This is a genomic window from Streptomyces sp. NPDC127108 (assembly GCF_042677545.1).
GTDB lineage: Bacteria > Actinomycetota > Actinomycetes > Streptomycetales > Streptomycetaceae > Streptomyces.
Map to the genome: position 1 here is coordinate 68,658 of NZ_JBHXTE010000041.1, position 26,677 is coordinate 95,334.

19 protein-coding genes are annotated in these 26,677 nt (G+C 72.6%); 12 read left to right on the forward strand and 7 right to left on the reverse strand.

Going from position 1 to position 26,677, the window contains the following annotated elements:
• Positions 1-59: 59 nt before the first annotated feature.
• From ACFVHO_RS30145 to ACFVHO_RS30155, 3 genes are all read right to left on the reverse strand, one after another.
• On the reverse strand, positions 60-443 hold the full coding sequence (locus ACFVHO_RS30145; protein ID WP_385721362.1) for a VOC family protein: 384 nt from the start codon (positions 441-443) through the stop codon (positions 60-62).
• A 490-nt stretch (positions 444-933) separates the two neighbouring features.
• On the reverse strand, positions 934-1,128 hold the full coding sequence (locus ACFVHO_RS30150; RefSeq protein ID WP_385721365.1) for a sigma-like protein: 195 nt from the start codon (positions 1,126-1,128) through the stop codon (positions 934-936).
• Between the two features lie 216 nt (positions 1,129-1,344).
• Positions 1,345-4,476: a BTAD domain-containing putative transcriptional regulator gene (locus ACFVHO_RS30155; protein WP_385721368.1), complete on the reverse strand. Its 3,132-nt coding sequence runs from the start codon at positions 4,474-4,476 to the stop codon at positions 1,345-1,347.
• 246 nt (positions 4,477-4,722) lie between these two features.
• Here ACFVHO_RS30155 and ACFVHO_RS30160 point away from each other — a divergent pair, with 246 nt between their 5' ends.
• The 10 genes from ACFVHO_RS30160 to ACFVHO_RS30205 all read left to right on the forward strand — a co-directional run bounded on the left by ACFVHO_RS30160 (position 4,723) and on the right by ACFVHO_RS30205 (position 18,134).
• A complete protein-coding gene (locus ACFVHO_RS30160; RefSeq protein ID WP_385721371.1) occupies positions 4,723-5,988 on the forward strand; it encodes an amidohydrolase family protein in 1,266 nt (421 codons plus the stop codon).
• A 5-nt stretch (positions 5,989-5,993) separates the two neighbouring features.
• Complete coding sequence (locus tag ACFVHO_RS30165; RefSeq protein WP_385721423.1) at positions 5,994-6,950, forward strand: LLM class F420-dependent oxidoreductase; 957 nt, start codon at positions 5,994-5,996, stop codon at positions 6,948-6,950.
• Positions 6,951-6,959: 9 nt separating this feature from the next.
• A complete protein-coding gene (locus ACFVHO_RS30170) occupies positions 6,960-7,748 on the forward strand; it encodes an SDR family NAD(P)-dependent oxidoreductase (protein ID WP_385721374.1) in 789 nt (262 codons plus the stop codon).
• 112 nt (positions 7,749-7,860) lie between these two features.
• On the forward strand, positions 7,861-8,982 hold the full coding sequence (locus ACFVHO_RS30175; RefSeq protein ID WP_385721377.1) for an LLM class flavin-dependent oxidoreductase: 1,122 nt from the start codon (positions 7,861-7,863) through the stop codon (positions 8,980-8,982).
• A 120-nt stretch (positions 8,983-9,102) separates the two neighbouring features.
• The gene (locus ACFVHO_RS30180; protein WP_385721380.1) at positions 9,103-10,836 is read left to right on the forward strand and encodes an amidohydrolase family protein; all 1,734 of its coding nucleotides are present in this window, start codon (positions 9,103-9,105) and stop codon (positions 10,834-10,836) included.
• Entirely contained in the window at positions 10,833-12,362 is a 1,530-nt protein-coding gene (locus tag ACFVHO_RS30185; protein ID WP_385721383.1) for an aldehyde dehydrogenase family protein, read from the forward strand. The genes ACFVHO_RS30180 and ACFVHO_RS30185 overlap by 4 nt, the downstream gene beginning before the upstream one ends.
• Positions 12,363-12,557: 195 nt before the next feature.
• Positions 12,558-13,442, forward strand: coding sequence for a DUF4132 domain-containing protein (locus ACFVHO_RS30190; protein WP_385721386.1), 885 nt, complete (start codon positions 12,558-12,560; stop codon positions 13,440-13,442).
• Entirely contained in the window at positions 13,439-16,411 is a 2,973-nt protein-coding gene (locus ACFVHO_RS30195) for a hypothetical protein (protein WP_385721389.1), read from the forward strand. The genes ACFVHO_RS30190 and ACFVHO_RS30195 overlap by 4 nt, the downstream gene beginning before the upstream one ends.
• 96 nt (positions 16,412-16,507) lie before the next feature.
• A complete protein-coding gene (locus ACFVHO_RS30200) occupies positions 16,508-17,158 on the forward strand; it encodes an NADPH-dependent F420 reductase (RefSeq protein ID WP_385721391.1) in 651 nt (216 codons plus the stop codon).
• 103 nt (positions 17,159-17,261) lie between these two features.
• Positions 17,262-18,134: a hypothetical protein gene (locus ACFVHO_RS30205; protein WP_385721394.1), complete on the forward strand. Its 873-nt coding sequence runs from the start codon at positions 17,262-17,264 to the stop codon at positions 18,132-18,134.
• Between the two features lie 24 nt (positions 18,135-18,158).
• Here the strand turns inward: ACFVHO_RS30205 and ACFVHO_RS30210 are convergent, their stop codons facing one another.
• From ACFVHO_RS30210 to ACFVHO_RS30220, 3 genes are all read right to left on the reverse strand, one after another.
• The gene (locus ACFVHO_RS30210; protein ID WP_385721397.1) at positions 18,159-18,710 is read right to left on the reverse strand and encodes a dihydrofolate reductase family protein; all 552 of its coding nucleotides are present in this window, start codon (positions 18,708-18,710) and stop codon (positions 18,159-18,161) included.
• 58 nt (positions 18,711-18,768) lie between these two features.
• Positions 18,769-20,007 carry an MFS transporter gene (locus ACFVHO_RS30215; RefSeq protein WP_385721426.1) on the reverse strand — a complete coding sequence of 413 codons (1,239 nt, stop codon included), beginning with the start codon at positions 20,005-20,007 and terminating at the stop codon, positions 18,769-18,771.
• Between the two features lie 164 nt (positions 20,008-20,171).
• Positions 20,172-20,501, reverse strand: a complete 330-nt coding sequence (locus tag ACFVHO_RS30220; RefSeq protein ID WP_380845880.1) for an ArsR/SmtB family transcription factor — start codon at positions 20,499-20,501, stop codon at positions 20,172-20,174.
• 158 nt (positions 20,502-20,659) lie between these two features.
• Between ACFVHO_RS30220 and ACFVHO_RS30225 the strand changes: the two genes are divergently transcribed.
• Positions 20,660-22,171 carry an MFS transporter gene (locus ACFVHO_RS30225; protein ID WP_385721400.1) on the forward strand — a complete coding sequence of 504 codons (1,512 nt, stop codon included), beginning with the start codon at positions 20,660-20,662 and terminating at the stop codon, positions 22,169-22,171.
• Here ACFVHO_RS30225 and ACFVHO_RS30230 read toward each other — a convergent pair.
• On the reverse strand, positions 22,143-23,660 hold the full coding sequence (locus tag ACFVHO_RS30230) for a CehA/McbA family metallohydrolase (protein ID WP_385721403.1): 1,518 nt from the start codon (positions 23,658-23,660) through the stop codon (positions 22,143-22,145). The genes ACFVHO_RS30225 and ACFVHO_RS30230 overlap by 29 nt on opposite strands.
• A gap of 304 nt (positions 23,661-23,964) precedes the next feature.
• Between ACFVHO_RS30230 and ACFVHO_RS30235 the strand changes: the two genes are divergently transcribed.
• On the forward strand, positions 23,965-26,571 hold the full coding sequence (locus ACFVHO_RS30235) for a bifunctional FO biosynthesis protein CofGH (RefSeq protein WP_385721406.1): 2,607 nt from the start codon (positions 23,965-23,967) through the stop codon (positions 26,569-26,571).
• The last annotated feature ends 106 nt before the right edge of the window (positions 26,572-26,677 follow it).

The following is a 26,677-nucleotide window of genomic DNA, read 5'->3' on the forward strand; positions in this document are numbered from 1 at the left end:
CGGGCCGTCCGGCCGGGGCGTCCTCAGCGTGAGCCGGTTCGCGCTCCCTGGCGGTGTCGTCACGCCGTCGCGGCGCGCTCTCCCGCGCTGCGCTCCACGCAGAACTCGTTGCCCTCGATGTCGGCGAGGGTCACCCAGCCGCGGCCGTCGGGCTGGCGGTGGTCGGCCACGAGGGTCGCGCCGAGTGCGATGACCCGCTCGACCTCCTCGTCCCGGGTGCGGTCCTGCGGCTGCAGGTCGAAGTGCACGCGGTTCTTCACGGTCTTCTTGTCCGGGACGGTGACGAAAAGGAGCGTCGGTCCGCCGGGCGTGGTCACCAGCGCCTCCGGGTCCCCCGGAAAGTCGTCCTCGGAGATCGAGCCCTCCAGGACCTCGGCCCAGAAGGACGCGAGCCCGTGGGCGTCGGAGCAGTCGAATGTGATGTGGCGCACGAGAGTTGTCATGGGCGCACTATCAGGCAGGGGGGTGGGCAGGGTCCACCGAATTCCGCGACGCGCCTGGCCGGTTCCCGCCCGTGCGGCAGGCCGGGGCCGAGCGGCGGCTCGGCCCCGGGATGATCAGTGCTGCGTCAGGGCATGCCCGTTGACGGGCGGTGCCGGTGCGTGGTGATCACCCAGCGGGCTGACCGTCACGTCGCCGTCCCTGGGAGGGGCGGGAGCGTGGTGGTCAGCGAGTGCCGGAGCGGTCGCTGCTGCTGAAGCCGAGGCCATGACGGCCAGGGTGACAAGGATTCTGCGCGTACGAGTCATTCCAACTCCTTGGAGGGGGCCGACTTTCAACAATCGACTCTAGTCGTACAAACAGCAGTATGTTCGAACAAATACTGCTAAATCTTGGCAAGTTGCAGCCGTAGTCGACTGTCGTGGAAATACTTCGGCCGCGGCGGCTCCCCCTCCGCGCCGCCGCGGCCGAACCCCCGTCAGGATGTAAGCATCAGTTTCCGCCCGAGGGCGGGGCGGGGCTGTGGTGGTCGCCCTTGGTCGTGATGCCGCCGTCCTTCGGCGGCGCGGGGCTGTGGTGGTCCCCCTGCGTCGTGACATCACCGTCGACCGGCGGCGGGGCCGGGCTGTGGTGGTCCCCCTTCGACGCGACCTTGGGCTTCACTATCTTCTTTTCGGTGTTGCTCATGGCAGTCTCCCCAGTTGTGACAACGAGCCGTCGGGGAAAACGCCCGCTCGGCAACTCCCCCGAGGACCGCCGAACGGGCGTTCCGGGGCCGCCAACGATATCGACGGTCCCCCGGCGACCCGTCTGCCCCCCGACGCGACGGATCGACTGCAATAAGCATGCCTCGTTGGCATAAACAATCGATGAACGCCCCCGAAGAGCCGCTTGAGCAGCTGTTCAGGCCGCCGACAGGGGCGGAGCGAGCAGGCGGCGCACCTCGTCGGCGTCGCTGGTTCCGCACTGCTCGTGCAGGTTCAGCGCGTCCCGCCAGCAGGCCCGCGCGCGGTCGGACTGGCCGAGGCGGTCGAGGGCTCGTCCCAGCGTCGTCAGGACCTGGGCCCGAATGCGGTCACCGCCGATGAAGCCGATGGCGAGGGTCTGCTCCGCGTGCTGAGCGGCCAGCGTCGGCCGGTCGGCCGCCAAGTGGGCCTGAGCGATGCGGAAGTGCGCCGTGCCCTCCCACAGCCGCTGCCGGTTCACCTGGAACCTGTGCAGCGACCCGTCGAGCTGCTCCAGCGCCTCGCTGTGGCGGCCCGCCTGCGTGTAGGCCATGCCCAGGCCGTACTCGGCGTTGGGCAGGCGCAGGGCGTGGCCGATGCTCTTGTAGATGTCGACGCCCTGCTGGGCCAGCTCGATGGCACGCGCGGTGTTGCCCATGAACAAGTGCATGCGGGACAGGTTGCACATGGCGCTCGCCTGCCCGGGGCGGTTCCCGTCCGCCTGGGACCCTTCCATGGCCTTGAGGAGGAACTCCTCCGCCGCCGCGTAGCGCCCCTGGTTGACGGCGATGATGCCGCGGTCGTTCATGGCCCAGTAGACGGGCACGGGATCGCCCGCGGTCTGCGCGAGCGCCGTGGCGATCCGGGCCTCTTCGTCGGCTTCGTTGTACCGGCCCGCGGTGAGGTGGACGTTGGTGAGCGTGGTCCGCGCGCGGGCCTCCGCGCGTGTGTCGGCGGCCTGCTGCGCGGCCGCCCGTGCCGCGATGGCCGCCGCCTCGTACTGCTTGGAGTTCGCGCCGGACTCGCCGAGGTCCTGCGCAGCCCACAGCAGGTCGATCGCCTGGCGCAGGGTCGGACCGGACGCGGCCTGCTGCACGCAGGCCAGCAGGCAGTTCGCCTCGGTGTAGAGCCAGTTCAGCGCGTCGTCCCGGTCGTCGAACGCCAGGCCCGCGTAGCGGGTGGGCTCCAAGTGGTTCACCAGCCGGTCGCCGGGGCGCCCGATGGAGAACACCTCGGCCGCCGTGGCCAGGTAGAAGTCGAGGAGACGCGAGAGCGCCGCGTCCCGTTCGCTCGGCGGGAGTTCGTCGCGCTTGGCGCAGGCGCGGGCGTAGAGCCGGACGAGGTCGTGGTAGCGGTAACGCCCGGGGGCCGCCGACTCCAGGAGGGAGGTGTCGACCAGGGACTCCAGGAGGTCCTCGGTGTCCTCCACGGGGAGGTCCAGGACCGCGGCGGCGGCCGAGAGGGAGATGTCGGGGCCGTCGGCGAGGCCCAGGAGGCGGAAGGCGCGGGACTGGGCCGGCTCCAGCTGGCCGTAGCCGAGTTCGAAGGTCGCGGCCACGGCCAGGTCCCCCACCTGGAGCTCGTCGAGGCGGCGGCGCTCGTCGGCCAGCTTGGCGGCGAGCGTCGACACGGTCCAGGTGCGGCGCGCGGAGAGGCGGGACGCGGCGATGCGGATCGCGAGGGGCAGGAAGCCGCACGCGGCGACCACGTCGAGGGCCGCCTCGCGCTCGGACGCCACCCGCTCCTCGCCCACGATCTTCGTGAACAGCTGCAGGGCCTCGTCGGGGGACATGACGTCCAGGTCGACGAGGTGGGCCCCGGCCAGGTCCACCATCCGGGTGCGGGACGTGACGAGCGCGGCGCAGCCCTCCGTGCCGGGCAGGAGGGGACGGACCTGGGCGGCGTCGCGCGCGTTGTCGAGCAGGACGAGGACGCGGCGGCCGTCGAGGACGGAGCGGAACAGCGCCGCCCGCTCCGCCAGGGAGTCCGGGATCGCCGAGTCCGGCGTGCCGAGGGCGCGCAGGAAGGCGCCGAGCACCGTCTCGGGCTCGGCGACGCGGGGCCCCGCGCCCTGGAGGTCGACGTAGAGCTGCCCGTCCGGGAAGCGGGCGCGGGCGGCGTGCGCGACATGCACCGCCAGCGTCGTCTTGCCCACACCCCCGATCCCCGCCAGCGCCGACACGGCCATCACGCGGCCCTCGGCCGTGGACAGGATGTCGCTGAGTTCCTTGACGAAGGAGACGCGGCCGGTGAAGTCCTGGACGGTGGCGGGCAGCTGGGCCGGGCGGACGACGCCCGCCGAGGGCTCCGTCGCGGGGGCGGAGGGCTCGGCGAGGGCCGGGTCGGCCTGGAGGATGCGCTGCTGGAGTTCCTGGAGGCCGGGGCGCGGGTCGACGCCGAGCTCGTCGGCGAGCAGGCGGCGGGTGTCGGCGTAGACGGCGAGGGCCTCGGCCTGGCGTCCCGAGCGGTAGAGGGCGAGCATCAGGAGTTCGCGCAGGCGCTCCCGCAGGGGGTGCGCGGCGGTGAGGGCGGTCAGCTCGGAGACGGACTCGGCGTGCCGCCCCTGCTCCAGGTCCATGTCGAGGCGGGCCTCGAGGAGCTGGAGGCGCCATTCCTCCAGGCGGGTGCGCTGGGCGTCCGCGTAGGGCCCGGGGACGTTGGCGAGGGGCTCGCCGTCCCACAGGGACAGGGCCTCCTTGACCAGGGAGCGGGCCTGGTGCAGGTCACCGAGCCCGCGCGCCCGCTCGGCCGCCGACCACAGCTGTTCCGCCTCGGCGAGGTCGAGCACGCCGTCGGCGGCCCGTACGGCATAGCCGCCGGACTCGCTGACGAGGGCGCCGGTGGGGAGCACCTTGCGCAGCCGGGACGCGTACGTACGGATCGCGGCGAGCGCCTGCGACGGCGGGTCCTCGCCCCAGATGGCGTCGATGAGTTCGGAGGCGGTGGCGGTGCGGCCGTCGCGGAGCAGCAGGGCGGCGAGCAGGGCGCGCTGCTGGGGGGAGCCGGTGGGCAGGGGCTCCCCGCCGAGCCAGGCGCGCACGGGCCCGAGCACACTGAAGCGGGCGGCGGGCTGCGCGTCGGCCGCGCCGGGCCCGTCCGTGGCGGACCGGTCCGGGGCGTGCGGGTTCGCGGCCGCAGGTCCGTCCGGCTCGTTCGGCGCCTGCGGGCTCGCGGGCCCGTCCGGCCCGTGCGCGCCCGAAGGCGCGCTCCGCGCCTCCTCGTTCACTTCTCGCGACGCCCGCGCCGTTGTGCCAGGGTCGCTTTCCGCCGCCGAACGCCGCTGCTCCGGCACTCGCGGTAGTCCGTCCATCGCTCCCCCTGCTGCCCTGCCGTACGCAGTTGCTGAAGTTTTCTCAAATACGCCCAACTGTGCCCGGCTGTGCCTGGTTTGTGCCCGCCTCGGACCTGCCCTGCCCGTGCGGCTTACTGCGGTGCACAGTTTGCCTTGTCCGGAGCGGATGCGTCAGCCGTGGGAGACGGCTCTCACAGGGTTCCCGCACCAGTGACCGAATCCGGACAACTGACGGATCGTCAGATGCGCGCTACCGTGAGCCCTATGGAGACCATGGAGAGCACTCAGGAGGCCGCCCCCGCCGAGCCGCCGTTCCCGAGGATCATCTCGGTGGACGACCACACGGTGGAGCCGCCGCACGTCTGGCGGGACCGCCTCCCGGCGAAGTACCAGGACCGAGGCCCGCGCATCGTCCGTGCCCCACTCAAGGAAATGACCTTTTTGGGCGGTAAGTTCGCCCCTGTGATGGGGGAGAAAGGGGACGATGGCCCCATAGGGGACTGGTGGGTGTACGAGGAACTGCACCGCCCGCTGACCCGGCTCGACACGGCCGTCGGCTACGACCGCGACGAGATCAAGCTGGAAGTGATCACGTACGAGCAGATGCGGCGCGGCTCGTTCAGTGTCCCGGACCGGCTCGCCGACATGGACGTCAACCACGTCCAGTCCGCCCTGTGCTTCCCCACCTTCCCGCGCTTCTGCGGCCAGACGTTCACCGAGGCGCCGGACCGTGACCTGGGGCTTCTCTCCGTACGGGCGTACAACGACTGGATGGTGGACGAGTGGTGCGGCCCCGCCGCGCAAGGTCGGCTGATACCGCTCACTCTCATACCCCTCTGGGACGCCGAGTTGGCGGCCGCCGAGGTGCGGCGCAACGCGGCGCGCGGGGTGCGGGCCGTCGCCTTCTCGGAAATTCCGCCACATCTCGGACTTCCGTCGATCCACACGGACTACTGGGACCCGTTCCTCGCCGCCTGTGATGAGACAGGCACGGTGGTGGCGATGCACATCGGGTCCTCCAGCAAGATGCCGTCGACCTCCGCCGATGCACCACCCGCCGTCGGCTCCACGATCACGTTCGCGAACTGCTGCTTCTCGATGGTCGACTGGCTGATGAGCGGCAAGTTCGAGCGCTTCCCCAACGTCCGCGTGATGTACGCGGAGGGGCAGATCGGTTGGATCCCCTACATCCTGGAGCGCGCCGACGTCGTCTGGGAGGAGAACCGGGGCTGGGGCGGCGTCGCCGACAAGGTGCACCGGCCGCCGTCCGAGCTCTTCGCCGACCACGTCTTCGGCTGCTTCTTCGACGACGCCTTCGGTCTGCGCAACCTCGACGCGATCGGCGTCGGCAACGTCCTGTACGAGACCGACTACCCGCACTCCGACTCCACCTGGCCCACATCGCGCCAGGTCGGCGAGGAACAGATGGGGCACCTGGCCCCGGACGTGGTGGAGCGCATCGTCCGCGGCAACGCCATCGACCTGCTCGGTCTGACGAAGGACGGCCTGTGGCCGGGACCGGGGGCCTGAGCGCCATGGCGGAGCACTTCCCGGCGGGGCGGCTCGCGTACGGGATGCAGCTCCCGGTGCAGGCCCAGAGCGCGGTGTTCGCCGAGGCGTGGGAGGCCGACGCGAGCCCCGGCGACCTGGTCGAGATCGCCCGCACGGCCGACCGGGCGGGCTTCGCGTACCTCGCCGCTTGCGACCACGTGGCGATCCCGCGACGGCTCGCGGACGCGATGGGCACCACCTGGTACGACCCCGTGGCCACCCTCTCCTTCCTGGCCGGGGTCACCGAGCGCGTCCGCCTGCTGAGCCATGTCGCGATCGTCGGCCTGCGCCACCCGCTCCTCGGAGCCAAGAGCTACGCCACGCTCGACCACCTCAGCGGCGGCCGGCTGATCCTCGGCGTCGGCGCCGGGCACGTGGCGGAGGAGTTCGACGTGCTCGGCGCCGACTTCGCGGGGCGCGGGCCGCTGCTCGACGAGACCGTGGACGCGCTGCGGGCCGCGCTCGGGCCCGAGGAGTTCCCCGAGCACCACGGCGAGCGCTTCGCCTTCGAGGGCCTCGGGCAGCGGCCCCGGCCCGCCCAGGAGCGGGTGCCGATCTGGGTCGGCGGCTCCTCGCCCGCCGCCGTCCGGCGGGCCGCCACGCGCGGTGACGGCTGGCTGCCGCAGGGCGACCCGCGCGACCGCCTTCCCGGGCAGATCGCGAAGCTGCGGCGGCTGCGGGCCGAGGCGGGGATCGAGGCACCCGTCACCGTCGGGGCCATCACCGAGCCGCTGTACGTGGGCGAGCCCTCCTGGCCGGTGGGGCGGCGCACGCTCAGCGGGAAGCCCGACGCCCTCGCGGAGTCGCTGCGCGCGTACGGGGAGATGGGCGTGCACCAGATCCAGGTGCGGTTCCGCAGCCGCGGCCGCGCCGAACTCACCGACCAGATGGCGGCGTTCGGCGCCGACGTCGCGCCGCACCTCGACCCACCACTCACCTAGGAGACCGGCATGGGCAAGCTGGACGGGCGCGTCGTCATCGTCACCGGTGGGGCGCGCGGTCAGGGCGAGCAGGAGGCGCGGCTCTTCGTCGCCGAGGGCGCGCGGGTGGTCGTCGGGGACGTCCTCGACGAGCAGGGCGAGACGCTGGCGAAGGAACTGGGGCACGACAACGCCCGGTACGTCCACCTCGACGTCGGCGAGGAGGAGGACTGGGCGGCGGCCGTCAGCGCCACCAAGGACGCCTTCGGCGCGGTCGACGGGCTGGTCAACAACGCGGGCATCCTGCGCTTCAACGAGCTGGTGAAGACCCCGCTGGAGGAGTTCGAGCGGATCGTCCGGGTCAACCAGACCGGGGTCTTCCTCGGCATCAGGGCGACCGCGCCCGAGATCGCGGCGGCGGGCGGCGGCTCGATCGTGAACACCGCCTCGTACGCGGGCATGACGGGCATGGCCTACATCGGGGCGTACAGCGCGACCAAGCACGCCATCATCGGCCTCACCCGGGTCGCCGCCCTCGAACTGGCCAAGCGGCACATCCGCGTCAACGCGATCTGCCCGGGCGCCATCGACACCGCCATGAGCAATCCGGCGCAGCTCGACCCGGAGGCGGACGTGGCGAAGGCCTCGCGCGGTCTGGACGCGCTGTACCGCAAGCTCGTGCCGCTCGGCCGGGTGGGCAGGGCGGAGGAGGTGGCGCGGCTCGCGCTGTTCCTCACCGCCGCCGAGGACTCGGCGTACATCACCGGCCAGCCGTTCGTGATCGACGGCGGCTGGCTCGCCGGGGTCAGCGTCATCTGACGGTAAGTCAGCCGGGGGCGGGTGCGGGTCTTGACGCTCCCAGGGTGCGGTGGAACAGTCGGACCAGCGAATCTGACGGTACGTCAGAAACTGACGAGGACGGTGAACCGCCTTGGAATTCGGGCTCTTTGTACAGGGATACGTGGGCAAGCGGGCCGAGACCGACCCGCTCGCCGAGCACAAGGCGCTGATGGAGGAGACCGAGTACGTCATCGAGGCGGACAAGTCGGGCTTCAAGTACGCCTGGGCGTCCGAGCACCACTTCCTGGAGGAGTACTCGCACCTCTCCGCCAACGACGTCTTCCTCGGCTACCTCGCGCACGCGACGGAACGGATCCACCTGGGGTCGGGGATCTTCAACCCCCTGGCCCAGGTCAACCACCCGGTCAAGGTCGCCGAGAAGGTCGCGATGCTCGACCACCTGTCGGAGGGGCGCTTCGAGTTCGGCAGCGGGCGCGGCGCCGGGTCGCACGAGATCCTCGGCTTCCTGCCGGGCATCACCGACATGAACCACACCAAGGAGATCTGGGAGGAGACCATCGCGGAGTTCCCCAAGATGTGGCTCCAGGAGGAGTACGAGGGGTTCCAGGGCAAGCACTGGCAGCTGCCGCCGCGCAAGGTCTTCCCCAAGCCGTACGGGGCCTCGCACCCCGCCATGTGGTACGCCGCCGGGTCCCCGTCCTCGTACGCCATGGCCGCGAAGAAGGGGCTCGGCGTCCTCGGCTTCAGCGTGCAGAAGGTCTCCGACATGGAGTGGGTCCTGGAGCAGTACAAGACCGCCATCCAGGACGCCGAGCCCGTCGGGGACTTCGTGAACGACAACGTCATGGTGACGTCCACGGCCATCTGTGCGGAGACGCACGAGAAGGCCGTCCGGATCGCCGTGGACGGCGGGCTCAACTACCTGCAGTCGCTGGTGTTCCGCTACCACGACACCTTCCCCCGGCCCGAGGGCATTCCCGAGTGGCCCGAGGTCCTGCCCGACTACACCGAGGAGATCATCGAGCTGCTCATCGCCGAGGAGCTGATGATCTGCGGGGATCCGGACGAGGTGACCCGGCAGTGCAAGCGGTGGGAGCAGGCCGGGGCCGATCAGTTGTCGTTCGGGCTGCCCATCGGGATCTCGCCCGAGGACACGAAGAACACGATCCGGCTGATCGGGGAGCACGTGATCCCCAAGATCGACACCGATCCTGTGCACCGGACCTCCCGGATGCGGGGCGCTGCCGACTGAGCCGCATCGGGGGCGTGGTGGCCGTCCATCGCCCTGCGGGCTCGTCCTCAAACGCCGGACGGGCTGGATTGTCGCTCGTCCTCGAACGCTGGAATCTCACGCCGGAAGGGGCCGCCAGCCATGCTTGACCACCTCATCAAGGGTGTGACCCTCGTCGACGGGACGGGGGCCGCCGCCCGCGTCGCCGACGTGGGGATCAGGGACGGGCGGATCGCCGTCGTCGCGTCCTCCGTGACCGAGGAGGCCCGTACCCAGGAGGAGGCCCGTGGGCTGATCCTCGCCCCCGGGTTCGTCGACCCGCACACCCACTACGACGCGCAGCTCTTCTGGGACCCGTACGCGACGCCGTCCCTGAACCACGGCGTGACGACCGTCGCGGGCGGGAACTGCGGGTTCACGCTCGCCCCGCTGCACCCGGACCGGCCCGAGGACGCCGACTACACGCGGCGGATGATGTCCAAGGTCGAGGGGATGTCCCTGGTGGCCCTTGAGGAGGGGGCGCCCTGGTCGTGGCACTCCTTCGGGGAGTACCTGGACGCGTTGGAGGGGCGGATCGCCGTCAACGCGGGGTTCATGGTGGGGCACTGCGCGCTGCGGCGGTACGTGATGGGGGCGGACGCGGTCGGCGGGCAGCCGTCGGCCGGGCAACTGGAGCGGATGCTCGACCTGTTCCACGAGGCGATGGACGCGGGCGCCTGGGGGCTGTCCACCACGCAGTCGTCCACGCACTCCGACGGCGACGGGCAGCCGGTGGCCTCCCGGCACGCCGGGCCCGACGAACTGCTCGCCCTGTCGCGGGCCGTCGCCGAGCACGAGGGCACACAGCTGGAGGCAATCGTCGCCGGGTGCCTCGACCAGTTCGACGACGCCGAGATCGACCTGTTCGTGGAGATGAGCGCGGCGGCGGGCCGGCCCCTGAACTGGAACGTCCTCACCATCGATGCCGCCGTGCCGGAACGGGTCCCGCGCCAGCTGGTCCCCAGCGAGCGCGCCCGCAAGGCGGGCGGCCGCGTCGTCGCCCTCACCATGCCGATCCTCACCCCCATGAACATGTCCCTCGGCACCTTCTGCGCGCTCAACCTCATCCCCGGCTGGGGCGACGTCCTCGGCCTGCCCGTGCCCGAGCGGATCGCGAAGCTCCGCGACCCGGACGTCCGGGCGGAGATGCTGCGGCGCGCGGGCAGCAAGGAGGCCGGGGTCTTCCGGCGCCTCACGCACTTCGGCCGGTACGTCATCGGGGACACCTACTCCGCCGAGAACGAGGGCCTGACCGGGCGGGTGGTGCGGGACATCGCCGCCGAGCGGGGCCAGGAGCCCTTCGAGTGCATCGTGGAGATCTGCGCCAACGACCGGATGCGCACCGTCCTGTGGCCCATGCCGACCGACAACGACCCGGACTCCTGGGCGCTGCGCGCCGAGACCTGGACCCACGAGGACGTCCTGCTCGGCGGCTCCGACGCGGGCGCCCACCTGGACCGCATGTGCGGCGCCCCGTACACCACGCGCTTCCTCGGGGACTGTCTGCGCGGCCGGAAGCTGGTCGGCCTGGAGCAGGCGGTGAAGATGCTCACCGACGACCCGGCGCGGCTGTTCGGCCTGCGCGAGCGGGGCCGGATCGCCGAGGGCTTCCACGCGGACCTCGTCCTCTTCGACCCCGAGCGGATCGACGCGGGCAAGGCCACCCTCGTGCACGACCTGCCCGGCGACAGCCCTCGCCTGGACTCCAAGGCGATCGGCGTGAACGCCGTGTGGGTCAACGGCGTCGAGGTGATCCGCGACGACGTGGTGACCGGGGCGGTGCCGGGGACGGTGCTGCGGTCCGGGCGCGACACCAGGACGGTGAGCACCAGGTGAGCGGTGGTGGGGCGGGTTCGGCGGGTCCGGCCGGGGGAGCGCAGCGGCTCTTCGTCGGCGGTGAGTGGGTCGAGCCGGACGGCGGGCACTACGAAGTGATCGACCCGGCGACCGAAGGCGTCGTCGGCCTGGCTCCCGAGGCCAGCCGCGCCCAAGTGTGGCAGGCCGCGGCGGCTGCGCGGGAGGCCTTCGGGACGTGGTCGCGCACGTCGCCGCAGGAGCGCGCGGCCGTCCTCGACCGGACCGCCGACCTGCTTCAACGCGACTTCGCCGCCCACACGGAGCTGGCCCGCGCGGAGACCGGCGCGACCACCGCGACCGCGCGCGGCATGCAGGTGGCGGTGGCCGTGTCCCGCTTCCGGCGGTACGCGCGCGGCGCCCTCGAACCCGTGGAGACCGGCATCCCGCCCCAGATCAACGAGGCGGGCCCGCTCGGCCGCGCGGCGGCCCTCGGCGCCGTCGCCGTACGCCGCCCCGTCGGCGTCGTCACCTGCGTCACCTCCTACAACAACCCCTGGGCGAACCCGGCGGGCAAGGTCGCCCCGGCCCTCGCGATGGGCAACACGGTCCTCGTCAAGCCCGCGCCCCAGGACCCCCTGTCCGTCTACCGCCTCGCGGCCGCCCTGGAGGAGGCGGGCGCCCCGCCCGGCGTCGTGAACGTCGTCTCCGGCGCCTCCGTGGCCGTGGGCGAGGCGGCCGTCGACTCGCCGGACGTCGACATGGTGAGCTTCACCGGCTCCACGGCGATCGGGCAGCGCATCGGCGAGGTGTGCGGGCGCGGCATGAAGCGCCAGCTCATGGAGTTGGGCGGGAAGGGCGCGGCGATCGTCTTCGAGGACGCCGACCTGGACGCGGCGGCCGCGGGCATCGGCACGACGTTCTCGTTCTACAGCGGACAGATCTGCACGGCGCCGACGCGGGTCCTCGTCCAACGGGAGGTGTACGAGCCGCTTCTTGAGCGGCTCGTGCGGTACGCGGGCCACCTGAAGGTGGGCGACCCGCGCGACCGGGACACGGTCGTCGGTCCGCTCATCTCCGCCGCGCACCGCGAACGCGTCGAGTCCTACGTGGAGTTGGGCCGCAAGGAGGGCGCACGGGTCGTCGTCGGCGGCGGGCGGCCCGGCCCCGGCCTCGACAAGGGCTTCTACGTCGCCCCCGCGCTCCTGGCCAACTGCACGCCCGAGATGCGGGTCGTCCGCGAGGAGATCTTCGGGCCCGTCGTCGTGGTCGTGCCCTTCGACGGCACGGGCGGGACGGCCGGGTCCGCCGGGTCCGCCGAAGACGCCGCCGTCGCTCTCGCCGACGACAGCGACTACGGCCTGATCGACTACGTCTGGTCGGCCGACACGGCCCGCGCCTTCCGTGTCGCGGCCCGGCTGCGCGCGGGCGGCGTCGGCGTGAACACCATCGGCCGCAACATGGAGGCCCCCTTCGGCGGCTTCAAGCAGAGCGGGGTGGGGCGCGACTGCGGGTCGTACGCACTGCACGCGTACAGCGAGACGCAGGCGGTGGTGTGGGCGGGGTGAGGGTCCCTCGCGGGGGTGTGACCGTGGTGGGGTGGGCGCCGCTCGTGGGGTGCGTCCCCTGCGGGGCGCCCTCCACATCCCCTACGTGATATCTGCGTAGATCCCTTACGGGTCAACTCGCCATCCTCACCTGGTGAGTTGACCCGCGCCGGGGTGGCCGGGGCATTGTCAGTGCGGGATGTCATAGTCGGCCGCATGACGACTCCACTCGCGTGGGTGCACGCGCATCAGGGCCATGAGCTGGCACTGGACGGGACGGACCTCAGATGCCGGAAGCCCGGCGGCAAGGTCCTGAGAGCCGTGCCCGCCGCCGTGCGCGAAAGCCCCGTCGGCGAGCGCTTCGAGGCGCTGCGGGAGCAGGTGCTCCGGCACGAGCGGGAGTGCCGGGCCACCGTCGAGTCGTGGCTGCTCGGCGACGTACCGGTGCCCGGCCCGCTCCTCGCCCGCGTGTGGGACGACACCGGCTGGCGCGTCTGCCTGCGGCACCTGGTCGTGCGGGTCGAAGGGCGGCTCGGGCTGCTCGACGACGTGTCCGGGGACGGGCGGGCGAGCGTCCGGGAGGCGGACGGCACGCGGTACGAGGCGTCGGCGGGGGCCGCGGTGACGCTCGTGCATCCGGTGCTGCTCGACGATCCGGACGGGTGGCGGCTGCTGCTGGCCGAGCTCGGGGGAGCCCAGGGGGTCGAGCAGGTGGACCGGCGGGTGCATCGGCGGCGGCCCGGGCGGGGGCTCGAGGGTGTCGGGGTGGAGGTGTCCGGGGGCGCGTACGCGTACGCGGCGGTGTCCGGGGCCGCCCGGAGGCGGGCCGTGGAGCACGGGTTCGCGGTGCGGGGCGGGTTCGCGGTCCTGGGGGTGAGAGAGCGGGGCGCCGCGGTCGAGGTGCGGTGCTGGCTGGGGAGCGAGGAGGCCGGGGGGTCCGGTGCGTCCGGGTCCGGGGAGGCCGGACGGCTGCTCTGGGTCGACGGGGCGGAACGGCCGCTGCCGGTCGGCGAGGTGGGGCCGATGGCCTGGTCCGAGGGCCGGCGGATGGCGGAACTGGTGTACGGCGAGACGGACGCGCGGGGGAACGAAGAGCGATGACGCGGGACATACGGAGGAACGACGGCGGGGACGAGACCGCGGGCGGGAGGGGGAACGCGACCGCGGGCGACGGCGTGAACGACGGCTCGGGCGCCCCGGCGCTCGGCCGTGCCGAAGCGGCGCCGGGGTCGGCGGCGGGCCTGGCGGCGGGCCTGGCCCCGCCCGGAACCCCCGGCGGCGAGGACATCACCGCCCGCCGGTACAGCCACCCCTACCTGGGCACACGCCCCGTCGTCCGGCTGACGGCACGGACCGTCGCCCCCGTCGAGGACCGGCTCCTGGCCGACCTCGGCTACACCGCGCCCGACGCCGGGGACCCCGTGGCGGCGGGACACCTCCCCGAACTGCGCTACCCCGCCTGGGCGTTGGTCCACGACCTCGCGCACGCCGAGGCCGCGCTGACGGCGGGCGTCGAGATGGCGCGCGCCGGACGCCTGGTCGGGCCGCGCCCCGGCCCCGCCCTCGACGACTTCCAGCGGATCGCGGCGACGCTGCCGCTCGACCATCTCCCCCTGTTCTGGGAGGAGGTCGGCCGGATGTTCGTCGCCGCCGGGCGGGACAAGCAGGGCGCGCTGATGTTCGGCAGGGCGCGGGCCGCCGACCGGCACGCCACGGCGGGCGTCGACCCGGCCCGGCGGCGCGCGGTGTTCCTGGAGTTCGCGCTGGCGGGGGCCCTCTCGGCGAAGGACATCAAGGCGTACGTGGCGGAGCTGGCCCAGGGGCCCGACCCACTGGCGGCGTACCGCGAGCTGCGGGAGCTGGCCGTGCGCAGGACCACGGGCGGGCTCCCGCCCTGGCCGGAGATGCTCAAGCAGCTCGGCAAGCTCGCCAGGTCGGCGGGCCTCGACGTCGCCACCGAACACCGCCTGGTCCTGGAGGACTTGGTGGACACACCCGCCCTGTGGCGGGCGGCGGACACCTTCTGGACGGCACAGCGCAAGCTCCTCGTGCCCGCGGTCACCGATTCCGCGGTGCTGCGGCAGCGGCTGCTGTGGCGGCTGGTCGACGTACCGCCGTCGGATCTGGACGCCTGGTGGTGCGGCCTGCTTGTGGAGACGGGGGCGCTGGACGGGCTGGGTGGCGGGGCGGGGGCCGGGGCTGCGGGGGAGGGTACTGCGGGCGCCGGTGTCGCGGGCGCCGGGGCTGCGGAAGCCGGGGCTGCGGGCGCCGGTGCCGCTGGGGAGTGGCTGTCCGCGCTGCTGTGCCGGTACGGCGACGCCTCGGCCCCGGCCGTGCCCGAGGAACTGCTGCGCCTGCCCGGCCTGTTGGCGGACCGGATCCCCGACGGCGGGGCGCCGGTGCGGTTCGGTTCCGGGGCGCCCGGGGACTACTGCGGGATCGACGCCGTGGCGCTGGTGAGGTGCCTGGAGGCGGGCGTCCCGGTGGCGGACCCCGGCCCGGGGGCGGAGCTGCGGAACTGGGAGGGGTTCGACGACGCGGGGCTGGGGGCGCTCCTCGCGGACGAGCGGTTCGGGCCCGTCCTCGCCCGGTCCGTTCCGCAGGGCCCGTACGACCACGAGGAGTTCCGGGCGCTGTGGGAGAAGGTAGCCCTCCGGCCCGTCCTGCGGGAGATAGTCGACGGGAACGTCCAGCGCGTGCGGTCGGGCGGCCTCGCGGCCGCGACCCTCGCGCTGCGCTGGCTGGAGGACAACCTCCGGTCGGACATGCTGACCGACAGGCCCGACCTGGCCGCCCGTCTCACGGGGCTCGACCTGGTGACACCGCTGGCCCGCACGCTGCGCGCGGGCATCCTGGACGAGCTGGGCTGGGCCGCGCTGGACGAGGCCGCCGCCGAGATGAAGGGCGGCAGGTTCTGGTGCCGGGCGAGCTGGCCCGTCCTGACCGTCCACGACCGCAGGAAGGCCATCGCGATCGACCCCGGCGGCCGGATCGCGGAACACCGCATGCGGGTGCCCAGCGAGGCCTCCCGCTTCGACCACACCCCCAGGGCGTACTTCTCCGACGGCCAGTTCCTCGTCCTCCACTACGTCAACGGCAGGCAGAGCCACTACTGGTCGGACGCGCCGGACGAGCTGTTCGACGTGCGGCCGGGGCTCTGGGAGTCGCTCCACTACGAACCGGCGCGGCCCGGGTACACGTTCATGGCGCCGAGCGGACGCAGGTTCATGGGGCACCGGGTCCTCGACCCCCGCGAGGAGCGGGTCGGGCCGAACGGCCACATGTTCCACGACGGCGGGGACTTCTGGTGGCTCACCGAGGACGCGGGCGAGCCGCAGGTGCGCCGCATCGACCTGACGACGGGCGACCTCGCCGCCCCCGGCGCGGCCCTGCCCGACTTCTTCGACCCGTCCCACCTCGGCGAGCACGAGCGCTGGAACTTCACGTCCTCCTCCCTGGCCCCGCTGCCGTACGGAGTGAAGGAGTCACCGCTGGGCAGCGACGGCACGCGGGTGGGCCTGCGGATCGCCCAGGACGAGGTGACCCGGCAGGTCCGCTACCACCGGGTCGACGGCGTCCACGGCGTGCTCGACGGATCCGGGAGCACCGCAGTCTGGGGCCTGCTCGACATACCGGGGGCGGACCGGCGGCTCGTGCTCAGCGGCGGCGTCGGCCGGTACGACCCGGTGGTCGCCCGCGACGCCGAGACCGGGGAGCCTTACTGGCACGCCGAGTTGAAGAACGACGGCTGGACCTCGACCGAGCCCGACGCGATGGCCGCGGGGACGCGGCTCATACCGCCGCCCGCGTTCTGGCACTTTCTCGCCCCGCGCGACCCCGTGGGATCGGCGGCCCTGCGACGGCTCACCGAGGACGCCGTACGCGACCTCCTCGCGGCCGCGGCCACCTCGGAGGATTCCCTCCGGACCGCCATCGGCAAGCTGCTCCCCGAGGTCGGGCACCCCCTGCTCGCCCGCGGCATAGCAGGCTGCGTCCGGGCGGCCGCGGACCTGGCCGCCCGCAGGGAGCGACTCCTGACCCGGCTGACCCGGCTGACCCGGGGGGCCTGAAGCCGTACGGACCTTCCGCCCTAGTCCCGGGGACGGCCACCCCTTGGTCCCCACGACCGATACGACCGCGCTCCTGCCCCAACTACCGTCCCCACCATGCGAATAGCACTGATCGGAACAGGCAATGTCGGCCGCGCCCTCGCCAAGGCCTGGGCGGCGGCCGGCCACGACGTCGTGCTCGGCTCCCGCACCCCCGGGACGAAGGAGGACCTGGCGAAGGAGCTCGGCGTCCCGGTCATCGGGATAGTGGAGGCGGCGGAGCACGGCGAGGCCGTGGTGAACGTGACCCCGGGAGCGGAGTCGATAGCGACGCTGCGCACGGCGGGCGCCGGGGCCCTGACGGACAAACTCCTCATCGACATAGCGGTCGGCTTCACCGAGGAGCCGCCGCCGCACGGCATGGCCCTCTCCCACCTCACGTTCTCCCTGGGCGAAGAGATCCAGTCGACGTTCCCCGAGGCCCGGGTGGTCAAGACCCTCAGCACGATGGACTCCGTCGTCATGACGTCCCCCGACTCCCTCGAAGGCCCCTCCACCGTCTTCCTCTCCGGCAACGACCCCGCGGCCAAGACCCAGACAGCCACTCTCCTCACCGACCTCGGCTGGCCCTCCTCCTCCCACCTGGACCTCGGCCCCATCGAAACAGCCCGAGGCCAGGAACACTTCGCCCACCTCTTCATGGGCATCGCCGCCTCCCAGGGCACCTACGGCTTCAACGTACGGGTGGTGCTGCCGAAGGCGGAGTGAGGCACGGCGGCTGTTGGGCACGGTTGTTCCCTCGTGCGCACGATCGGATGAGGGTGGGTGATATTCCCCTGGCATGTGCTGCACGCTCCCTAGCGTTCCGCACATGGTGAGTTCATCCCACGAAGCGATGCACCGGATCTTCCAGAAGGAACCGGGCGTCTTCGGCCGCGCCATCCGCGCCCTCGATCTGCCGTTCCCGGAACCGGTGTCGGTGGCCCTCATGCCCACCGACCTGACGGAGACGACTCCGCTCGAGCGCAGGGTGGACACGTTGCTCCGGTTCGACACCGAGCACCAGGGCAGCTTCCTCCTCGCGGTGGAGTCGCAGGGCAGGCGCGACTCCGGGAAACCGGCGAGCTGGGCCTACTACACCTCGTACCTGCACGCGAAGTACCACCTGCCGACGGTGCTGCTCATCACCTGCCAGGACAAGTCCACGGCGGTGTGGGCCGCGGGCCCCTTCAGCGTCGGTCCGGCCCACTGGCCCATGCTCACGATCCGGCCGCTGGTCCTCGGCCCGCACAACGTCCCGGTGATCACCGATGTGCGGGCTGCGGCCGCGGACGTTCCCCTCGCGACGCTGTCCGCGATCACGCATAGTAAGGACGCGAACGCCGATGCCATACTGAAAGCACTCGCCGCTGCCCTGAAGACGATCGACGGGGACGACGCCGAGATCTTCTCCGAACTCACCGAACAGGGCCTGGCCAACAGCCCGGCTCTCAAGACCTGGAGGAAACTGGTGACCGTCGAGCTTTCCTTTTTCAAGTCGGAGACGTCTCAGCGGCTGCGGGCGGAGGGGCGTGCGGAAGAGCGCGCGGAGGCCGTGCTGCGGGTTTTCGAACAGCGGGGCATCGAGGTGCCCGACTCGGTGCGGGAGCAGGTCGTGGGGTGCGATGACCTCGACACTCTCAGGGTGTGGTTCGACCGGGCGTTTGCGGTCGTTGCCGCTGAGGAGTTGTTCGCGGAGGAGTGACCGGCCTCGGTGCTCTGCGGCGGATCACTTCACGCGATAGCGCAACAGGGCCACCCCCGACGTGAAGGGGCGGGTCTCCACCAGGTGGAGGTTCGCCTTGTGGCGGTCGAAGAGGCGGGCGCCGTGGCCCAGGACTACCGGGTGGACGAAGAGGCGGAACTCGTCCACCAGGTCGGATTCGATCAGGGCGTGGGTCAGGCGGATGCTGCCGGTGGTGACGATGTCCTTGCCCGGCTGGGACTTGAGGGTGGTGATCTCCTCCTTCACGTCGCCGCTGAGGATGGTGGTGTTGGCCCACTGGGGGTCCTGCAGGGTCGTGGAGACCACGTACTTCTGGACCTTGTTCAAGTAGTCCGTGACGCCGGTCGTGTCGTTCGTCTGCTGGGGCCAGTAGCCGCGCATGTCCTCGAACGTGACCCGGCCGACCAGGAACGCGTCCGCCGCTGCCGCCTGTCGGCGCAGGGCCTCGTTGAGGTCCGACTGGTCCGTGTCGTCGTTCGCCGGGGTGAACCAGCCGTCCGTCGCGTCGATGACGCCGTCCAGCGTGATGTTCTGGGTGATGATCAAGTCGCGCATGGGGCCGCCTTCTCCCTGGGGCAGTGTCTGTAGTGGTGACTGGTGCGGCGGGGCTTACTCATCGCCGGGGGGAGTTCCGGGGCAGGGTCAGGGCCAGGGCCGTCAGTACGTACGGGGTCGCGAGCAGCGCGAACGTCGTGCCGTGGGACGTCTGCGGGACCAGGAGGCCGTACGTCCCGTACACCGCCACCGTCGTGAGGTCCGTCGCCGCGCCCGCCAGGGACGTCACCGTCGCCCGGCTCGGGCCCCTGACGGCTGCCTGGAGGCGGGCGTCGGCCAGGACCGTCGTGAGCTGGAAGGCGCAGAAGGCCAGGGCGACGAGGGTGATGCCCGCCGGGAGCGGGAGGCCGTGCGGCGGGAGTGCCGCGCCCGCGGCCAGCGCCAGGCCCGCGCCCGCGAGCAGCCCCGCGAGGCCCCCCGCGCCCACACCCCGCACCGCCCCCGCGAGCAAGCTGCCCACCGTCGCCCCCACCCAGATCACGAGCAGCCACCACGGCACTGCCGCGTCACCCGCACCCGCCTCCCGCACGAGCAGCGGTGTGTACTCGTCCAGCGCGCCCCACACCGCGGTCACGGCGGGTACGAGCAGCAGCGCCCCGCGCACCGCCCGGTCGCCCTTGGCCTCGGCGACACCGGCCCGCAGGGCACCCCACCAGCCCGCACCGTCGGCCTCGCCCCCGGCCTCGGCCCCGACTCCGGCCTCGCCCCCGGCGCCGGACCCGCCCGCACCGCCGGACCCGCCCCCCGACCCACCCCCACCCTCCGACCCCCGATGCTCCGGCAACCCCCGAGCCACCCCCGCCGTCAGTACGCACGCCGCCACGCTCGCCGCGCCCACCAGGCCGTATCCGCCCACCGCCAGGGCCGGGCCCGCCAGGGCCGTCGCTGTCATCACGCCCGCGAGGGAGGCCGCGCGGGCGCGGCCCATGACCCGGGCGTAGCTGTCCGCCGCGTCCAGGTGCGCCAGTTCCTCGTACACGAGGGCCTCCAGCGCGCCGGAGCTGAAGGCCCCTTTCGCGCCCCACAGCACGAAGCCGAGCGCGAACGTCCAGTACGAGGGGGCGAGGACCCACAGGGCGAAGCCCGTGGCGGTCAGGAGCGGGCCGGTCCACAGGAGCAGGCGGCGTGAGACCGCGTCGGCGAGGGCGCCGGAGGGGACTTCCAGCAGGATGCCCGTCAGGGACCAGATGACGAAGAGGGACGAGATCTGCGTGGTGGAGAGGTCCGTGTCGCTGAACAGCAGCGCGTACACGGGGTAGAGCAGGACGCAGTCGTCCAGGAAGGAGTAGCCGTACAGCGTGGCCGCGAGTCGGCGGCGTGCCGCAAGGCGGGCGCGGGCTGCGGGGCGGCGGCCGCGTGAGGTGACGCTCGTGGATCAATGTCGTCGGCTCATGCCTCGATGGTAGGCACGCACCCCACGCCGAGGGAACCCGATTCGGCGGCGCCGGCCACGGAACCCGGTCAGACGGCGCCCGAATCCTTCCGCGCCCCCGCCAGCACCGCGTCCAGCAACCCCGGATACCGCGCGTCCAGGTCCTCACGGCGCAGCGACAGCAGGTTCTCCCGGCCGGACGGCTCCTGCCGGATCACGCCGCTCTCGCGCAGCACCCGCCAGTGGTGCGTCATCGTCGACTTCGAGGGGACGCCGAGGGTGTTGAGGACGCTGGTGCAGTTGTGGTCGCCGCCGGTCTCGTCGAGGAGCCGGACGACGGACAGCCGCAGCGGGTTGCCGAGGGCGGTCAGGACGCCGTCGACCCGGATCTGGTCCCGCTCGGGGTGGCGGTAGCTCATGGCGTCCACGGTACCTCTGTACGGCTACATACGGACTTTCTCCGTCGCCCACCCCTTGCCGCGCCCGACGATCGTACGTAAGGATGCGTACGGTTAAGAGTACGTAAGAACACGTACAGTCGTACGGAAGCGTTCTGAGCACCCGAAAGGGCACCCTCGTGTCTGACAAGCGCCGTCCAGGCCTGTTCCTCGTTCTGCTCGCCCTCGCCCAACTGATCTACTCCCTCGACCTGAACATCGTCTTCGTCGCACTCCCCGAGATCGGCTCCGACCTCGGATTCCCGGGCCAGACCCAGCAGTTGGTGGTCAGCGCCTACGTCGTACTCGCGGGCGGCTTCCTGCTGCTCGGCGGGCGCGCGGCCGATCTGCTCGGGCGCCGCCGGATGTTCGTGCTCGCCCTCGTCCTGTACGGCCTCTCGTCCCTCGCGGGCGGCCTCGCGGACAGCGCGGGCGTCATCGTGGCGGCCCGCGCGGTCCAGGGCGTCGGCGGCGCGCTGCTGCTGCCCGCCACCCTGTCGCTGATCGGCACCCTCTTCGAGGAGGGGCCGCAGCGCAACCGCGCGCTCGCCGTGTGGGGCGGGGCGGGCGCCAGCGGCCTGACCCTCGGGGCGCTGCTCGGCGGCGTCCTCACCGAACACTTCGGCTGGCCCGCCGTGTTCTTCGTGAACGTCCCCCTCGCCGGCCTCGTCGCCCTCGCCGCGCTGTACGTGATCCCGCGCGACGCGGCCCGCACCGAGCGCCGCCGCTTCGACCTGCCGGGCGCCCTCAGCGTCACCGGCGGCTCCACGCTCCTGGTCTTCGCCCTCGTCGAGGGGCCCGAACTGGGCTGGAACGACCCGCTGGTGACCGGCGCGCTCGTCCTCGCGGCCGTCCTCGTCGCCGTCTTCGTGGCCGTCGAGGTCCGCAGCGCCGACCCGTTGATGCCCTTCCGGCTCTTCCGCAACCGCAGCCTCACCGTCGGCGCGAGCGTCACGTTCGTCTACATGGCGACCTTCGGCGTCCTGCCGTACTTCCTGACGGTCCTGCTGCAGAGCGTGCACGGCTACAACGCCCTGCAGACCGGCCTCGCCTTCCTCGTCCCGTCCGTCGCCATCGCCGCGGGCACGCAGCTCGGCGAACGCCTCGCCACCCGCACCGGCACCCGCGCCACGCTCCTCGCGGGCTTCGCGTCCGGCGCCGCGGGCACCGCCGTGCTCGCGCTCGGCTTCGACGCGGACGCCGGGTACGGGCTGCTCGCGCCCGGGCTCGTCCTCTCCGGCCTCGGCCAGGGCGTCGTCTGGACGGCCATGTGGATCGCCGCCGCCACCGGTACGCCCGCGCGGGAACAGGGCGTCGCCAACGGCATCGCGTCCACGGCCCTCAACATCGGCAACGCCATCGGGCTCGCGGTGTTCACAGTGGTCGCCGAGACCGGCACGGAGGGCAGGACGGGTGCTGCGCTGCGGGCGGCGACGGCGGACGGCGGCTTCGTCGTGGTGCTGCTCACGGCGGCGGGCATGGTGGCGGGCCTGGCCCTCGCTCTCGCCCTGCCGCGCTCCCGGGCGACCCGCACGGTGGACGGGGGAGCGGGGGCGACCCCGGCCGCGGCCGAAGGCACCGCGACCGCCGCGACGAACGCGACGACAGCCACCCCCACGACGCTCAACGCCCCAGGAAGATCGGGTTCGTGAGCGCCTTCATCGGCCCCGGAAGCGGCGGCGTCACCGCCGCCCCCCGCACCTCCGCGCGGACGTACGCCGCGTACGAAGCCGTCGTCCGCCACTCGGCGGACCCCGTCCCCGACTCGGGAATCACCGGGCTGGTGAACAGCACTCCCTGGTCCGTGATGAACCGGACGGTGCAGCCGGGCACGCCCTTCACGTCGAGGCGTACCGTCACCGGGTCGTCGGAGTCGACCCGCAGCCGCTCGCCGATGCCCGCGTGCCGCCCCTTGCCGCCGGAGGCGCCGAAGGTCAGCTCGATGGCCTTGGACTCCGTGAGGTAGGAGCGGCCCGCGCGGATGCCCTCCTGGATGGCCTCGCGGGTCAGGTCGTCGGCGAGGACGACGGTCTGGGGGCGGCCGACGGGGTCGGGGTCGCGGTGGGCGTCGCTGTTGCCCATCGCCGGGGTCCAGCGGCGGCTGCCCCGCGCGGCGGCGACGAGCGCGTTGTCCCACTCGGAGATCGCCACCTCGTCCTCCGGCGAGAACGCCCCGTTCCACACCTCGACCGCGTCGGCCTCGCCGAAGCCGAACTTCCAGTTGCAGCCCACGCAGGTCGCGTGCGGGTGGGCGGGCACGACGAGGCCGCCGGAGCGGCGGATCTGGCGGGCGTAGTGGCCGAAGCGGTTGTCGCGGGCGCGGTAGCGCCAGTCGACGAACGTGCCGGGGTCGGTGCCGAGGGCGAGGACGTGGCCGTTGCGGGTGGTGATCTCCTCGCCGAGCAGGACGAGCAGGTCGTCACCGGCGACCTCGGACCAGTGGGCGTGCGCGGACTGGGTGTTGTGGTCGGAGGAGTTGATGAAGTCGAGCCCGGCGGCGCGGGCGAGGGCGCCGATCTCGGCGGGGGTGCGGCGGCCGTCGGAGTACCAGGTGTGCAGGTGGCAGTCGCCCCGGTACCAGGCACGGCCGCGCCCCTTGGCGCGCTCCGGCGGGTACTTCGGCTTCGGCGTCGTCCCGGGCGCGCCGTACGTGAGGGTGATGGTCACCTCGTACGGCAGGCCCTGCGGGGCCACGGTGTAGGGCCCGAGGGCGATGTTCCAGGTCCCGGCGCGCACGGGCCCCGGGATGTAGCCGGGTGTCGCGTCGTCCGCGCGGATGAAGAACTCGGTGCGCGCCCCGCCCGACCACCCACGGAACCCCTTCCCCCCGAGGGCCGTGCCGCGCTCGTCGAAGATGCCGATGTCGAGGGCGTTGCCGACGGTGCCGGGCGGCACCGTCACCCTCTCGTAGGTGTACGAGACGTGGATCTGCTGGACCCCGCGCGGGATCTCGACCGGCAGATACACGAAGTCGGGCGAGCCGGTGGGCAGTGTGCCCTTGACCGTCTTCGTCTCCTTGCCGGTCCGCCGCTCCTCGGCGCCGGCGCTGCTCGCGAAGCTCACACTGCCCAACGTAAGGGCGGTGGCCGCCCCCGTCACGAGCAGCGCGCGTCTGTTCAGGTGGCTTTCGTCCTCGCACATGCTGCGGCTCCCCAGGGTTCGGCGTCGACGACATGACGACGGCACAGGACCGTGCTCGACGGTGACTGCGTGGCGCGGGTGGTGCGTGCAACTCTGGTATTGAGCCGTGAACTCCCTTGTAAGGGAAGAGGGTCGGGGGGTTGCGCGCAGTCGTCGGGACGGGCTGTGGGGTGGGGCCGGGGCGAGGCCGCCGTGGTGCCCGGTGCGGACCGGGTCGGGGCCGTCGTGGTGCCCGGTGCGGGGGGCCGCCGGTTCCGGCCACCGCCCCCACGGCCTGTCGGAGGTCGCTCGTATGCTCGGTGGCATGACCAACAGTGCGCCGCAGGATCCCGACCGGGCAGCGGCCCGGCCCACCGCCAACGCCATGCGGCGCGCGCTCAGACGCGCCAGGGACGGGGTCGCCCTCGACGTGGCGGAGGCGGCGGTGCTGCTGCGGGCGCGCGGGGCGGACCTGGAGGATCTGGCGGCGTCCGCGGGGCGGGTGCGGGACGCGGGCCTCGCGGCCGAGGGGCGCGCGGGCGTCATCACGTACTCGAAGAGCGTGTTCATCCCGCTGACGCGGCTGTGCAGGGACAAGTGCCACTACTGCACGTTCGTGACCGTCCCCGGCAAGCTGCGCCGGGACGGGCACGGGATGTTCATGTCGCCCGACGAGGTCCTCGACATCGCGCGCCGGGGCGCCGAACTGGGCTGCAAGGAAGCCCTCATCACGCTCGGCGACAAGCCGGAGGACCGGTGGCCCGAGGCCCGCGAGTGGCTGGAGGCTGCGGGGTACGACGACACCATCGCGTACGTGCGTGCCATCTCGATCCGGATCCTCGAGGAGACCGGGCTGCTCCCGCACCTCAACCCCGGCGTCATGAGCTGGACCGACTTCCAGCGGCTCAAGCCCGTCGCGCCCAGCATGGGGATGATGCTGGAGACCACGGCCGAGCGGCTGTGGAGCGAGCCGGGCGGGCCGCACCACGGCTCGCCCGACAAGGAACCGGCGGTGCGGCTGCGCGTCCTCGAGGACGCCGGGCGCTCGTCCGTGCCGTTCACCAGCGGGCTCCTCATCGGGATCGGGGAGACGTACGAGGAGCGGGCGGAGTCGCTGTTCGCGCTGCGCAGGGTGGCCCGGTCCTACCACGGCGTGCAGGAGTTGATCATTCAGAACTTCCGCGCCAAGCCGGACACGGCGATGCGCGGGATGCCCGACGCCGAGATGGACGACCTGGTGGCGACGGTCGCCGTGGCGCGGCACATCATGGGCCCCGCCGGATGCATCCAGGCCCCGCCGAACCTCGTCGACGGGGAGTACGGCCGCCTCATCCGGGCGGGGATCGACGACTGGGGCGGCGTCTCGCCGATCACCATCGACCACGTCAACCCCGAGAAGCCGTGGCCGCGGATCGAGGAGCTGGCCGCGCGGTCCGAGGCGGAGGGCTTCCGGCTCGCGGAACGGCTGTGCGTGTACCCGGAGTTCGTGCGGCGCGGTGAGCCGTGGCTCGACCCGCGCCTGCTGCCGCACGTGCGCGCCCTCGCCGACCCCGAGACGGGGCTCGCCGACCCCGACGCCCCCGTCCGCGGCCTGCCCTGGCAGGAGCCCGACGAGGGGTACGTGGCCTCATCGGGCCGGACAGACCTGCACCGCACCATCGACACGACCGGCCGCACCGCCGACCGGCGCGACGACTTCGACGAGGTGTACGGCGACTGGGAGGCGCTGCGCGAGCAGGCCGCGCCCGGCATGGTGCCCTCACGCATCGACGGCGACGTCCGCGCCGCCCTCGCCACGGCCGCCGACGACCCGACCAGGCTCACCGATGACGAGGCCCTCGCCCTGCTGCACGCCGATGGGCCCGCCCTCGACGCCCTCTGCTCCGTCGCGGACGACGTCCGCAAGTCCGTCGTCGGCGACGACGTCACGTACATCGTCACGCGGAACATCAACTTCACCAACGTCTGCTACACGGGCTGCCGCTTCTGCGCCTTCGCGCAGCGCCGCACGGACGCCGACGCCTACACCCTGTCCCTGGACCAGGTCGCCGACCGCGCCGCGCAGGCGTGGGACGTCGGCGCCGTCGAGGTGTGCATGCAGGGCGGCATCCACCCCGACCTGCCCGGCACGGCCTACTTCGACATCGCGCAGGCCGTGAAGGAACGCGTGCCCGGCATGCACGTGCACGCCTTCTCGCCGATGGAGGTCGTCAACGGCGCGACGCGCACGGGCCTTTCGATACGTGAGTGGCTGAGCCGCGCCAAGGAGTCGGGCCTCGACTCCATCCCCGGCACCGCCGCCGAGATCCTCGACGACGAGGTCCGCTGGATCCTCACCAAGGGCAAGCTGCCCGCCGCGACCTGGATCGAGGTCGTGAAGACGGCCCACGAGCTGGGTCTCAGGTCCTCCTCCACGATGATGTACGGCCACGTCGACCAGCCCCGGCACTGGCTCGGCCACTTCCGTACGCTCGCCGCGATCCAGCAGGAGACCGGTGGCTTCACGGAGTTCGTGACGCTCCCCTTCATCCATACCAACGCGCCCGTGTATCTGGCCGGTATCGCGCGCCCCGGCCCCACCACCCGCGACAACCGCGCGGTGACGGCCATGGCCCGGCTCCTGCTCCACCCGCACATCCCCAACATTCAGACCAGCTGGGTGAAGCTCGGGGCGGAGGGGGCCGCGGAGATGCTGCGTTCCGGGGCGAACGACCTCGGCGGCACGCTGATGGAAGAGACCATCTCCCGGATGGCGGGCTCCAGTTACGGCTCCTACCGGTCGGTGGCCGACCTCGTCTCCATCGCGGAGGCGGCCGGTCGTCCGGCGAAGCCGCGCACCACGCTGTACGGCGAGGTGCCCGACGAACGCGTGCGGGCTGCTGCGGCGTCGGACGGGCATCTGCCGGAGTTGCTGCCGGTGTTGGACGCTTAGGCCTCGCGGGGGCGCCCCAGTCCCGCCCCTTCTCCGAAACCGGGGGCTGCCGCCCCCTGGACCCCCGCTATCGGCGCTTCGCGCCTCGTCCTCAAACGCCGGACGG